This window comes from Pseudomonas fluorescens group sp. (assembly GCF_020093335.1).
Classification (GTDB): Bacteria; Pseudomonadota; Gammaproteobacteria; order Pseudomonadales; family Pseudomonadaceae; genus Aquipseudomonas; species Aquipseudomonas petroselini.
On sequence record NZ_JAIOKW010000005.1, the window covers coordinates 95,424 to 109,104 of the forward strand.

Genomic DNA, 13,681 nt, shown 5'->3' on the forward strand with positions numbered 1-13,681 from the left:
CTTAGCTATCCGTTGATCCATGTGTCGCGGCGCGGTGTTACCGACGCTGTCGTGCGCTGTGCTCTTCGTAGGCTCGGCTGAATTCGCGGCCGAACAGGTCCTGGAAGTCTTCCTGGGCCTCGCGGGAAATATTGCTGTAGAGCTCGGTGAACTGCTGCCAGTACTGGGCCTGGCGCGAGCCATTGAAAATGCTCGACAGCCCGCCGGGCTTGCCCATGCGTTCCTCCAGCTGGGCCGGCTCAAAGCGACTGAGCAAGTGCTTGATCGCCGCTTCCACACCGGCCATCACCGCCAACTGGTGGGCACGCAGGTCGTTGAAACTGTCGCGCACGGCGAGATCCGGCGCCATAAACGCCTGGTTGCCGTGACGAAGCAAGAGCAGTAACGCTTCGTCGGCGTTCGGGGCGAATTTCAACGGGTTGTTTTCCGCTGGCTGGATCATCGTCTGCTGCATGCGGAACTCGCCCTTGAGGCTGGCGCGGGCACGCAACACGTCGATCAGGCCTTCGACCATCAGGCGGTAGCTGCGGCCGATGCTTTCCATCTGTGCCTCGGCCTGGGCTTTGTCCAGGCGCAGTTGGTCCAGGCCCGCGCCACGCAGGAAGGCTTGCAGCAGGTCGGGTTGTTGGCTGTCTGCCACGGGGAGCACGGGCTCGACCACGGGAGGCGGCTGGATGATCGGCGGTGGAGGTGGCGCCGGCGGCGCAGCGCTGGCAACAGGCGCAGGCGTATCGCCAAACAGGTCCCAGTCTTCGGGAATCACCGAGCCCGACACCGCGGGCGGCTCGGCCACGGGCACCACGACCGGCGCCGGTGGGCGAAAGTCGTGCTGCTCGGAAGGCACATGGTCCGGCACGGTCGGTGGCGGTACGGCGGTGGGGCTGAGGAAATCAAACAGGTCCGGCAGCGTGTCCATCGACGAAGCGCCCTGGAACTGCGGTGCAATCGCTGGCGTGGGGACTGGCGTGGGCTTGCTCACCACGGCGCCCATCAGCGCTTCAAAGCTGTTCGGTGAATCGCCGGCAAAGGCCTGGCTATCAACGGCTTGCACATTGAAGTCGATACGCGCCTGGATCTCGTAATCGCCGATACGGATCAGCTCGCCGTCTTGCAGTGGCTCGCTATTACCCCGGCGCATACGAATACCGGCGTTCACCAACTCCACACCGTTAGTGCTGTTATCGGTTAAATAATAACGGCCATCTTTGTATTGAATAACGCAGTGTTGCGAAGACACCAACCGCTCAGGATCAGGCAATACCCAGTCATTATCCGAGCTGCGGCCGATAGCCATCGCGCCCTGATTCATGGACTTTTCCGAGCACTGCCCAGGGGTAATCTTGTGATAACTAGTGATAGTCAAACACAGCGACATCTTGCCTCCTTGCTGATACTTCGCGCGCGGTCGACTCCCAGGACAACGGTTCCCGAGAATCCCCATCAGGTCGTGCAATCGACCCTCTACAACCTGCTTTTCCAGCATGATCGCTGATCTTAACTGGGCTCTATGACAAAAATCCTGTCCCGGTGCGTCGTTCGACCCACCAGTCGCGCAGGTTGTTAAGCACCGCACATCTGTCACAGAGGGCGAATAGCTTACCTTGACAAGGCCTAACTACTACACCAAAAATGCACAACTTCTTGAATACCAGTGATGGCACATTAGTGGCATCTTGCATATATGACCAAGAAAACATGCAAAGTTCCTCGCGCAACTAATGCATGAATTGCCCGCCATCTAACGGGCCGATAGGGAGATCGATTTCAGTGGATGTGCCGTTGCTGCTCACCGCCGTTTCCGCGACTTCGCCATGTGGCGAAGACATGGAATATGACGCGCAATTTTTGCAATTGGAGCGTGATGCCAAGGGCCAACCCGAGCGCAGCATGGGCGACGCCATCCTGCCCGCCGAGCCGCCGGAATGGCGCAGCATCCAGCAGCAAAGCCTCGATCTGCTGGCGCGCAGCAAAGACCTGCGCATCACCCATTTCCTGCTGCAAAGCGCCCTCGCCCTCCAAGGCGTGACCGGCCTGGCCGAAGCGCTGACGCTGATCGACGCCCTGCTGCGCGATTACTGGGCCGACCTGCATCCGCGCCTGGACGCCGACGACGATAACGACCCCACCGTACGTATCAACGCCCTCACCGGCCTGACCTGCGACACCAACATTCGCTTGCTGCGCGAAAGCATCCTCACCCGCTCACGCACCTTCGGCCCCGTGACCCTGCGCGCGGCGCTCAACGCCAGCGGCCTGTTGAGCTTCCCCGACGAACAACTCGGCGCCCAGCAACTCACCGCCGCGTTCCTCGACAGCGACCCCGAGCAACTGCAAGCCACCCGTGACGCCCTGATTGCGGCGCGTGCGGCGTGTGAAGCCATCGAACAACACGTCAACGACCAGGTCGGTTCCGCCCAGGGCGTGGACCTGAGTGCCTTGAAGCAACCGCTCAAGCAGGCGTTGCAGATACTCAATCAAGCGGTGCCAGGCACCGCCGGCAGCAGCGAACCCGAGGCCGTCAGTGACGACAATGCCCCCTCGGTCGACTTCGCCGCCGCCCCCGCAGCACCGCGCCCCGTTGGCGATATCGCCAGCCGCGACGATGTGCTGCGCAGCCTCGACAAGATCCTTGCGTACTACACCCGGCACGAGCCTTCGAGCCCGCTGCCGGTGCTGTTGAACCGGGCGAAGAATCTGGTGCACGCCGACTTTGCGGCCATCGTGCGCAATCTGATTCCCGACGGCATGTCCCAATTTGAAAACCTGCGTGGCCCGGACGGCGAGTAAGCCGCCCGACTGTGCAGTAACAACACCGTCGCTCAAGCGACCAGGAGCAGCAACGTGGCGAAGCAAAGTTCTCAGAAATTCATCGCGCGCAACCGCGCGCCTCGAGTGCAGATCGAGTACGACGTCGAGCTCTACGGCGCCGAGAAAAAGGTCCAGCTGCCCTTCGTGATGGGTGTGATGGCCGACCTCGCCGGCAAGCCTGCCGAGCCGTTGGCGCCGGTGGCCGACCGCAAGTTCCTTGAAGTGGACGTCGATAACTTCGACTCGCGCCTCAAGGCCATGCAGCCGCGCGTAGCGTTCCACGTACCGAACGAACTGACCGGCGAAGGCAACCTGAGCCTGGACATCACCTTCGAAAGCATGGACGACTTCAGCCCGGCCGCCGTGGCCCGCAAGGTCGATTCGCTGAACCAACTGCTCGAAGCCCGCACCCAGCTGGCCAACCTGCTGACCTACATGGACGGCAAGACGGGCGCTGAAGAAATTATCATGAAGGCGATCAAGGACCCGGCACTGCTCCAGGCACTTGCCAGCGCGCCCAAGCCTGCAGGGGACCAGTAATCATGACTGACAATACCGCCCGCGAAGGCACCCAGATCCTGGGTACCCAGACCGAAGAAGCCAGCGAGTTCGCGAACCTGCTGCTGCAAGAATTCAAGCCCAAGACCGAGCGTGCCCGCGAAGCCGTGGAAACCGCCGTGCGCACCTTGGCCGAACAGGCCCTGGCGCAAACCGACCTGGTGTCCAATGACGCGATCAAGTCGATCGAATCGATCATTGCCGCCATCGACGCCAAGCTGACCGCCCAGGTCAACCAGATCATCCACCACCCGGATTTCCAGCAGCTGGAAAGCGCCTGGCGTGGCCTGCACTACTTGGTCAACAACACCGAAAGCGATGAGCAGCTGAAGATCCGCGTGCTCAACATCTCCAAGCCGGACCTGCACAAGACCCTGAAGAAATTCAAGGGCACCGCGTGGGACCAGAGCCCGATCTTCAAGAAGATGTACGAAGAAGAATACGGCCAGTTCGGCGGCGAGCCGTACGGCTGCCTGGTGGGCGACTACTACTTCGACCAGTCGCCACCCGACGTGGAGCTGCTGGGCGAGCTGTCGAAAGTCTGCGCCGCCATGCACTCCCCGTTCATCGCTGCGGCATCGCCGACCGTGATGGGCATGGGCTCGTGGCAGGAGCTGTCGAACCCGCGCGACCTGACCAAGATCTTCACCACCCCGGAATACGCAGGCTGGCGCTCGCTGCGTGAATCGGAAGACTCGCGCTACATCGGCCTGACCATGCCGCGCTTCCTCGCGCGCCTGCCGTACGGCGCCAAGACTGACCCGGTGGAAGCCTTCGCCTTCGAAGAAAACACCGACGGTGCCGACAGCTCCAAGTACACCTGGGCCAACGCCGCGTACGCGATGGCTGTGAACATCAACCGTTCGTTCAAGCACTACGGCTGGTGCTCGCGCATCCGTGGTATCGAGTCCGGCGGCGAAGTGGAAAACCTGCCGGCGCACACGTTCCCTACCGATGACGGTGGCGTGGACATGAAGTGCCCGACCGAAATCGCCATCAGCGACCGCCGTGAAGCGGAACTGGCGAAGAACGGTTTCATGCCTCTGCTGCACAAGAAAAACACCGACTTCGCCGCGTTCATTGGCGCGCAGTCGCTGCAGAAACCGGCCGAATACGATGACCCGGACGCCACCGCCAACGCCAACCTGGCCGCGCGCCTGCCGTACCTGTTCGCCACCTGCCGTTTCGCCCACTACTTGAAGTGCATCGTGCGCGACAAGATCGGCTCCTTCAAAGAGAAGGACGAGATGCAGCGCTGGTTGCAGGACTGGATCCTCAACTACGTGGACGGTGACCCGGCGCACTCCACCGAAACCACCAAGGCCCAGCACCCATTGGCGGCTGCCGAAGTGATCGTGGAAGAAGTCGAAGGCAACCCGGGGTACTACAACTCCAAGTTCTACCTGCGCCCGCACTACCAGCTCGAAGGGCTGACCGTGTCGCTGCGCCTGGTATCGAAACTGCCTTCGGCGAAAAGCGCGTAAGTAACTCGCTCTTCTGTGGGAAGGGTCTTGCCCGCTCCCACAGAGAAGCACTGCCCTTTTGGGCATAACCAAATTCAGTGGCTGAGTCCACACAGGGAGAAAACATGGCTGTTGATATTTTCATCAAGATCGGCGACATCAAGGGCGAGTCCATGGACAAGGCCCACAAAGACGAGATCGACGTGCTGAACTGGAGCTGGGGCATGGCCCAGTCCGGCAACATGCACGTGGGCGGTGGCGGCGGCGCGGGCAAGGTGAATATCCAGGACCTGTCGCTGACCAAGTACGTCGACAAGGCTTCGCCGAACCTGATGATGCACTGCGCCAGCGGCAAGCACATCGACAAGGTCAAGCTGACCGTGCGCAAGGCCGGCGGTGAAAGCCAGGTCGAGTACATGGTGATCAACCTGGAAGAAGTGCTGGTCACCTCGCTGAGCACCGGCGGTTCGGGTGGCGATGACCGCCTGACCGAAAACGTCACCCTGAACTTTGCCCAAGTGATGGTCGACTACCAGCCGCAGAAAGCCGACGGCACCAAAGACGGCGGCGCGATCAAGTTTGGCTGGAACATCCGTTCCAACACCAAGCGCTGATAGCTCTGGTGGCCGTGGTTCCCCACCACGGCCCCAGAAACCTGCCCCGCTCAACAACTGTCCCTCTCACAACCCGTCCGTGGAGCTGCTTTGGTGGTAACTGAAATCGCTTCCCGCGACCGTCTGCAACCGTCCCTGCTGGACCGGCTGACCGACGACGACCCAACCAATCCCAAGGAAAGCGCCGACAAACGCGTGCTGTCCCTGACCCAATTGAAAGCCTCGGTGCTGCGTGACCTGGCGTGGCTGCTCAACACCACGTCGTTGCTCGATGCCGATGCCACGCTGCACACCCCGGCCGGTACGTCGGTGGTCAATTACGGCCTGCCGGCGCTGGCGGGCAACAGTGTTTCCAGTGTCGACATCAAGGCCCTGGAAGCGCTGATCTACCAGGCCATCGCCACCTTTGAACCGCGCATCCTGCGCCATACCCTGCGGGTCAAAGCCCGTGTCGGCCATGGCGAGATGAATCACAACGCCCTGAGCTTCGAGATCGAAGGCGACCTGTGGGCGCAGCCGGTGCCGTTGCGCCTATTGCTGCAAACCGACCTCGACCTGGAATCCGGCCATGTGCGTGTGGTGAATGCCGACCAGCGGAGGCGCCCATGAACCCGCGCCTGCTGGAGCTGTACAACCAGGAACTGCACCACGTGCGCGAAAGCGCCGCCGAGTTCGCCAAGGAATACCCGAAGATCGCCAGTCGGCTGACCCTGTCCGGTATGGACTGCGCCGACCCGTACGTCGAACGCCTGCTTGAAGGGTTTGCCTACCTCACGGCCCGCGTGCAGCTCAAGCTCGATGCCGAGTACCCGACCTTCACCCATAACCTGCTGGAAATCGCCTACCCGCACTACCTGGCGCCGACGCCGTCGATGACCGTGGTGCAATTGCAGACCGACCCGGATGAAGGCTCCCTGGCCAGCGGTTTCCCGCTGCCCCGCGACACGGTATTGCGTGCCGCCCTCGGTCGTGAAACCCAGACCTGCTGCGAGTACCGCACCGCGCACCCGGTGACGTTGTGGCCGTTGCAGGTCAGCAGCGCCGAGTATTTCGGCAACCCCGCCGCCGTGCTGGGCCGCCTGGCCGCCAGTGAACCGAAAGCCAAGGCCGGCCTGCGCCTGACCCTGCGCACCGGCGCCGAATTGCCTTTCAACAGCCTCGACCTGGATAACCTGCCGCTGTACCTCAGCGGTGCCGACGAGCAACCGTTCCGCCTTTACGAGCAGTTGTTGGGCAACGCCTGCGCGGTGTTTGCACGCAAGCCCGGCGGTGACTGGGTAGAACGCCTGCCGCAGGACGCATTGCGCTCCCGTGGTTTTGACGATGCCGACGCCGCCATGCCGGTTGTCGCGCGGGCCTTCCAGGGCTATCGCCTGTTGCAGGAATACTTCGCCCTGCCCCACCGCTACCTGTTCGTCGAGTTCGCCGAGCTGAGCCGTGCGGTCAAGCGTTGCGACGGTCAGGAGTTGGAACTGATCGTGTTGTTCGACCGCCACGAACCGAGCTTGGAAGGCAGCGTCGGCGCCGCGCAGTTCCTGCCGTTCTGCACGCCGGCGATCAACCTGTTTCCCAAGCGCGTAGACCGTATTCACCTGTCCGACCGGGTCAGCGAGCACCATGTGATCGCCGACCGCACGCGGCCGATGGATTTCGAGATTCATTCGTTGAGCGGCATCACGGGCCATGGCACCGGGCCGGAACAACCCTTTTTACCGTTTTATGCGGTGCGCGACCCGTCGCGCTATGGCCGCGACCAGGCCTATTACACCGTGCGCCGTGAACCACGCGTGCTGTCCAGCGACCAGCGCCGCAACGGCCCGCGCTCCACGTACGTGGGCAGTGAAACCTTTGTCAACCTGGTGGACAGCGGGCAAGCGCCCTACCGCCACGACCTGCGCCAGCTCGGCGTGACCGCGCTGTGCACCAACCGCGACCTGCCCTTGTTCATGAGCGTGGGCAACGGCAAGACCGACTTCACCCTGGCCGACAGCGCGCCGGTATTGGCCGTGCGCTGCGTCGCCGGCCCGAGTCGCCCGCGCCCCAGCCATGCCCATGACGCCAAGGCGTGGCGCTTGATCAGCCAACTGTCGCTCAACTACCTGTCGTTGAGCGAACAGGGCCAGGGCGCCGGCGCCTTGCGTGAATTGCTGCGCCTGTACGGCGACAGCAACGACGCGGCGCTGCAATTGCAGATCGAAGGCTTGCGCGAGGTCAGCAGCAAAGCGGTGACCCGCCGCCTGCCGATGCCCGGCCCGATCGTGTTTGGGCGCGGCCTGGAGATCACACTGGAATTCGATGAAAACGCGTTTCGCGGCACCGGCGTATTCCTGCTCGGTGCGGTGCTGGAACGCTTCCTGGCACGCTACGTGTCGATCAACAGTTTTACCGAGACGGTGATCCGTACCACCGAACGCGGCGAGATCATGCGATGGAAAGCCAAGCCCGGACGTCGTCCGACCCTGTGAGTACCCTGGATGCGATGCATCAGGCACCCTGGGAATACGATTTCTTCCAGGCGTTGCGGCGTATCGAGTGCGAATCGCCGGAACTGCCGCGCCTGGGCCATTCCCTGCGCCTGGCGGATGACCCGCTGCGCCTGGGTCAGCAGGCGGATTGCACCTTTGCCCCGGCCACGTTGGCGTCGGTCGACCCCGGTGGCGACGGCAAGCCGGCGCGGCTGGAGCAGTTCTTCTTCGGCCTTGGCGGCCCCAACGGCCCGCTGCCGCTGCATATCACCGAATATGTACGCGAGCGCCAGCGCAACAATGCCGACAGCACCAGCAAACACTTCCTGGATGTGTTCCACCATCGCCTACTGAGCCTGTTTTACCGAGCCTGGGCCGAGGCGCGGCCGACGGTCAGCCATGACCGCCCGGACGATGACTATTGGTCTGCGCGCCTCGCCGCACTGAGTGGTCGCGGCATGCCGAGCCTGCTGAATCAGGGGCTCATCCCGGATGCCGCGAAGCTGCATTACAGCGGCCACCTCTCGGCGCAAACCCGCTACCCGGACGGCTTGAAAGCCATTCTCGGCGAGTACTTCGGCCTGCCGGTGGCGATCGAAGAGTACGTCGGCCAATGGCTCGGGCTGCCCGAACGCAGCCGCGTGGGCGTGAGCGCCAACCGCCTCGGCGTGGACTTTTGCCTGGGCAGCTTCGTGTGGGATCGCCAGCACAAATTCCGTATCCGCCTGGGCCCCCTCACGCTGGATGACTACATGGGCATGCTGCCCGGCCACCAACCGTTCAACGAGCTGGTGGCGTGGGTGGCCGAGTACCTGGGCCATGAACTGGACTGGGACTTGAACCTGGTTCTGCAACAAGCCGAAGTGCCAGCGCTGCAACTCAACGGCCAGTTCCGCCTGGGCTTCAACACCTGGCTCGGTAAACCCGAGCATGACGCCAACGACCTAATCCTGGCCCGGCACTACGCCGACCACGCCACCACCTCAAGGAATCCAGAGCATGGGTGAAATCAGTCGCGCCGCACTGTTCGGCAAACTCAACAGCGTGGCCTACAAGGCCATCGAAGCCGCCACGGTGTTCTGCAAACTGCGGGGCAACCCGTATGTGGAGCTTGCCCACTGGTTTCACCAGTTGCTGCAACTGCAGGACTCGGACCTGCACCGCATCATCCGCCAGTTCAACGTCGAGCCGGCGCGCCTGGCCCGCGACCTGACTGAAGCCCTGGACCGCCTGCCACGCGGCTCGACCTCGATCACCGACCTGTCCTCCCATGTGGAAGAAGCGGTGGAGCGCGGCTGGGTCTACGGCAGCCTGATGTTCGGCGAAAGCCAAGTACGCACCGGTTATCTGGTGCTCGGCATTCTCAAGACCCCGAGCCTGCGCCATGCGCTGCTGGGCTTGTCTTCCGAGTTCGACAAGATCAAGGCCGAGGCCCTGAGCGAGCGCTTTGATGAATACGTGGGCGACTCGCCGGAAAACGCGCTGAGCGCCAGCGACGGTTTCAACGCCGGCGCCGTGCCGGGCGAAGCCAGCGGTGCCATGGCGCCCAGTGCGATGGGCAAACAGGAAGCGCTCAAGCGCTTCACCGTTGACCTGACCGAACAGGCCCGCAGCGGCAAGCTCGACCCGATCGTGGGTCGTGATGAGGAGATCCGCCAACTGGTCGACATCCTCATGCGCCGCCGCCAGAACAACCCGATCCTCACCGGTGAAGCCGGGGTGGGCAAGACCGCCGTGGTCGAAGGTTTCGCCCTGCGTATCGTCGCCGGTGACGTGCCACCCGCGCTCAAAGATGTGGAACTGCGCAGCCTCGACGTGGGCCTGCTGCAAGCCGGCGCCAGCATGAAAGGCGAATTCGAACAGCGCCTGCGCCAGGTCATTGAAGACGTCCAGGCCTCACCCAAGCCGATCATCCTGTTTATCGACGAAGCCCACACCCTGGTGGGTGCCGGTGGCGCCGCCGGCACCGGTGACGCAGCCAACCTGCTCAAGCCTGCATTGGCGCGTGGCACCCTGCGTACTGTGGCCGCCACCACCTGGGCCGAGTACAAGAAGCACATCGAGAAAGACCCGGCCCTGACGCGCCGTTTCCAGGTGGTGCAAGTCGCCGAACCGTCGGAAGACAAAGCGCTGCTGATGATGCGTGGCGTGGCGTCGACCATGGAAAAACACCACCAGGTGCAGATCCTCGACGAAGCCCTGGAAGCCTCGGTGAAGCTGTCCCACCGCTACATCCCGGCGCGCCAGTTGCCGGACAAATCCGTAAGCCTGCTGGACACCGCTTGCGCCCGCGTCGCCATCAGCCTGCACGCGGTGCCGGCCGAAGTGGACGACAGCCGCCGCCGCATCGAAGCCCTGGAAACCGAGCTGCAGATCATCGCTCGCGAGCATGCCATTGGTATCGCGATTGGCGCGCGTCAAACCAATAGCGAAGCACTGTTGAGCGCTGAACGTGAGCGCCTGGCGACGCTGGAAAGCCGCTGGGCCGAAGAGAAAGCGCTGGTGGACGAACTGCTCGCTACCCGCGCGACCTTGCGCGAAAAAGCCGGCGCCGTAGACAGTGGCGACGACGCTTTGCGCGAGCAACTGGTCGACCTGCAACAACGCCTCAGCGCGCTGCAAGGTGAAACCCCGCTGATCCTGCCGACGGTGGACTACCAGGCCGTGGCCTCGGTGGTCGCCGACTGGACCGGCATCCCGGTGGGCCGCATGGCGCGCAATGAGCTGGAGACGGTGCTCAACCTCGACCAGCACCTGAAGAAACGCATCATCGGCCAGGACCACGCCCTGCAGATGATCGCCAAGCGCATCCAGACGTCCCGCGCCGGTCTCGACAACCCGAGCAAGCCGATTGGCGTGTTCATGCTGGCCGGCACCTCGGGCGTGGGCAAGACCGAAACCGCCCTGGCCCTGGCCGAAGCCATGTACGGCGGCGAGCAGAACGTCATCACCATCAACATGAGCGAATTCCAGGAAGCCCACACGGTGTCGACCCTCAAGGGCGCGCCTCCGGGCTATATCGGCTACGGCGAAGGCGGCGTGCTGACCGAAGCCGTGCGGCGCAAACCCTACAGCGTGGTACTGCTGGACGAGGTGGAGAAAGCCCACCCGGACGTGCATGAAATCTTCTTCCAGGTGTTCGACAAGGGCGTGATGGAAGACGGCGAAGGCCGGGTGATCGACTTCAAGAACACCCTGATCCTGCTGACCACCAACGCCGGTACCGAGCTGATTTCCCAGGTGTGCAAAGACCCGGCGAACATCCCTGAGCCGGAAGAAATCGCCAAGGCCCTGCGCCAGCCGCTGCTGGAGATCTTTCCGCCGGCACTGCTCGGCCGCCTAGTGACCATTCCGTACTACCCGCTGAGCGATGAGATGCTCAAGGCGATCACCCGCCTGCAACTGGGTCGCATCAAGAAGCGCGTGGAGACGACCCACAAGGTTGCCTTCGACTACGACGACGCGGTGGTCGACCTGATCGTCTCGCGTTGCACCGAAACCGAAAGCGGCGGGCGCATGATCGACACCATTCTTACCAACAGCCTGCTGCCGGACATGAGCCGTGAGTTCCTCACGCGCATGCTCGAAGGCAAGGCGATGGCGGGTGTACGCATCAGCAGCCGGGATAATGAATTGCACTACGACTTCAGCGACGCAGATTGACCTGACGGAACACAATCAAAATGTGGGAGGGGGCTTGCCCCCGATAGCAGTGTGTCAGTTGATGCATTCGGTGACTGATTCACCGCCATCGGGGGCAAGTCCCCTCCCACACTTGAACCGGTTCCTTCAGTTACTTAGTCATTTACGGGACAACCGATGCTTTTTAACCAAGCCTCACGCCTGGCCAAGATCACCAGCCCCCTGGGGCCGGATGTGCTGCTGCTCAATGAAATGGGCGGCGGCGAAGAGCTGGGGCGGCTGTTCAACTATGAGCTGCAACTGACGTCCCTGGACGCCAACATCGACCTCAACCAGTTGCTCGGCAAACCCATGAGCGTGGGCCTGCAACTGGCGGACGGCGGTGAGCGGCACTTCCACGGTATCGTCGCGCGCTGCAGCCAGAACATCGACCAGGGCCAGTTCGCCAGTTACCAGGTGACGTTGCGCCCGTGGCTGTGGCTGCTCAGCCGTACCTCGGACTGCCGGATTTTCCAGAACCTGAGCATCCCGCAGATCATCAAGCAGGTGTTCCGCGACCTGGGGTTTTCCGACTTCGAAGACGCCCTGAGCCGGCCGTACCGCGAGTGGGAATACTGCGTGCAGTACCGCGAGACCAGTTTCGACTTCGTCAGCCGCTTGATGGAACAGGAAGGCATCTACTACTTCTTCCGCCATGAACAGGACCGCCATGTGCTGGTGCTGGCTGACGCCTACGGTGCCCACACCACCGTGCCGGGCTACGCATCCATCCCGTATTACCCCAAGGACGAGCAGCAGCGCGAACGCGACCACATGCACAACTGGCACCTGGCGCAAGAGGTGCAGCCCGGCTCGCTGGAGCTCAACGACTACGACTTCCAGCGCCCCAGCGCGAGCATCGACGTGCGCTCGGCCATGCCGCGCCCGCACACCGCCGGCGACTACCCGCTGTACGACTACCCCGGCACCTACGTGCAAAGCGCCGACGGCGAACACTACGCCCGCACCCGCATCGAAGCCCTGCAGACCCTGCATGAACAGATCGAGTTCAGCGGCAACGCGCGTGGCCTGGGTTCGGGGCATTTGTTCAGCCTCACCGGCTTCAGCCGCCAGGACCAGAACCGCGAATACCTGATCGTCGGCATTCGCTATTACATCGTCCAGGAAAGCCTGGAAAGCGGCGGCGGTTCGGGCGGCGCGCAGTTCGAAAGCAGCCTGACCTGCATCGACGCCCAGCAGAGCTTCCGCCCGTTGGCCAGCACCCACCGCCCTATCGTCAAAGGCCCGCAGACCGCGCTGGTGGTCGGGCCCAAGGGCGAGGAAATCTGGACCGACCAGTATGGCCGCGTGAAGGTGCACTTCTACTGGGACCGCCACGACCAATCCAACGAGAACAGCTCCTGCTGGATTCGTGTGTCGCAATCCTGGGCCGGCAAGAACTGGGGCTCGATGCAGATTCCCCGGATCGGCCAGGAAGTGATTGTGAGCTTCCTTGAAGGTGACCCCGACCGGCCGATCGTCACCGGGCGGGTCTACAACGCCGAGCAGACGGTGCCCTACGACCTGCCGGAGAACGCTACCCAGAGCGGTATGAAGAGTCGATCCAGCAAGGGCGGCACGCCGGCCAACTTCAATGAAATCCGCATGGAGGACAAGAAGGGGTTGGAGCAGTTGTATATCCATGCTGAGCGGAATCAGGACATTGTCGTCGAAGTCGACGAAAGCCATTCCGTGGGGCATGACCGGAATAAGAGCATTGGGCATGACGAGACGGTGACCATCGGCAATAACCGTACGCGCATCGTCAAACAGGAGGATGTGCTCGTAGTAGGCCAGCGCAAGACCGACAGCATCAGCCAGAGCTATGTGATCGAAGTGGGTGAAAACCTGCGACTGGTGTGCGGCGAAAGCATCCTGGAGTTGAACGCCAGCGGGCAGATCAACCTCACCGGGGTGAACATCAGTTTTTATGCCAGCGGTGATGCCGAGTTCAACACCAAGGGCGTACTGCATCTGAACAATGGCAACGGCCCGGGTGCCAGCCCCGAGGGCCAAGGCATCAAAAAAAGCATCGACGCGAATGTCAAAGCCTCCTTCCCCCCGCCTAAAAGCTCCTGACGAGACCTGTTTG

The 13,681-nt window shown here is 62.6% G+C and carries 10 protein-coding genes; 9 read left to right on the forward strand and 1 reads right to left on the reverse strand.

The genetic code is table 11. The annotated features are described in order from the left end of the window. Positions 1–37: 37 nt before the first annotated feature. Entirely contained in the window at positions 38–1,375 is a 1,338-nt protein-coding gene (gene tagH, locus K7431_RS07875) for a type VI secretion system-associated FHA domain protein TagH (RefSeq protein WP_015886555.1), read from the reverse strand. 392 nt (positions 1,376–1,767) lie between these two features. Between tagH and tssA the strand changes: the two genes are divergently transcribed. The 9 genes from tssA to K7431_RS07920 all read left to right on the forward strand — a co-directional run bounded on the left by tssA (position 1,768) and on the right by K7431_RS07920 (position 13,668). Then, positions 1,768–2,787, forward strand: coding sequence for a type VI secretion system protein TssA (gene tssA, locus K7431_RS07880; RefSeq protein ID WP_015886556.1), 1,020 nt, complete (start codon positions 1,768–1,770; stop codon positions 2,785–2,787). A 54-nt stretch (positions 2,788–2,841) separates the two neighbouring features. Beyond that, positions 2,842–3,348 (forward strand): type VI secretion system contractile sheath small subunit, encoded by a 507-nt coding sequence (gene tssB / locus K7431_RS07885; protein WP_010207547.1) that lies wholly within the window; start codon positions 2,842–2,844, stop codon positions 3,346–3,348. A gap of 2 nt (positions 3,349–3,350) precedes the next feature. After that, a complete protein-coding gene (gene tssC, locus K7431_RS07890) occupies positions 3,351–4,850 on the forward strand; it encodes a type VI secretion system contractile sheath large subunit (protein ID WP_015886557.1) in 1,500 nt (499 codons plus the stop codon). A gap of 104 nt (positions 4,851–4,954) precedes the next feature. Beyond that, positions 4,955–5,443, forward strand: a complete 489-nt coding sequence (locus tag K7431_RS07895; RefSeq protein ID WP_015886558.1) for an Hcp family type VI secretion system effector — start codon at positions 4,955–4,957, stop codon at positions 5,441–5,443. A gap of 93 nt (positions 5,444–5,536) precedes the next feature. Continuing rightward, on the forward strand, positions 5,537–6,052 hold the full coding sequence (gene tssE, locus K7431_RS07900; RefSeq protein WP_005792513.1) for a type VI secretion system baseplate subunit TssE: 516 nt from the start codon (positions 5,537–5,539) through the stop codon (positions 6,050–6,052). After that, positions 6,049–7,908: a type VI secretion system baseplate subunit TssF gene (gene tssF, locus K7431_RS07905; RefSeq protein WP_015886559.1), complete on the forward strand. Its 1,860-nt coding sequence runs from the start codon at positions 6,049–6,051 to the stop codon at positions 7,906–7,908. The genes tssE and tssF overlap by 4 nt, the downstream gene beginning before the upstream one ends. Beyond that, positions 7,872–8,915 carry a type VI secretion system baseplate subunit TssG gene (gene tssG, locus K7431_RS07910; protein ID WP_015886560.1) on the forward strand — a complete coding sequence of 348 codons (1,044 nt, stop codon included), beginning with the start codon at positions 7,872–7,874 and terminating at the stop codon, positions 8,913–8,915. The genes tssF and tssG overlap by 37 nt, the downstream gene beginning before the upstream one ends. Then, positions 8,908–11,571 (forward strand): type VI secretion system ATPase TssH, encoded by a 2,664-nt coding sequence (gene tssH, locus K7431_RS07915; protein WP_015886561.1) that lies wholly within the window; start codon positions 8,908–8,910, stop codon positions 11,569–11,571. The genes tssG and tssH overlap by 8 nt, the downstream gene beginning before the upstream one ends. 156 nt (positions 11,572–11,727) lie before the next feature. Then, positions 11,728–13,668: a type VI secretion system Vgr family protein gene (locus tag K7431_RS07920; protein WP_015886562.1), complete on the forward strand. Its 1,941-nt coding sequence runs from the start codon at positions 11,728–11,730 to the stop codon at positions 13,666–13,668. The last annotated feature ends 13 nt before the right edge of the window (positions 13,669–13,681 follow it).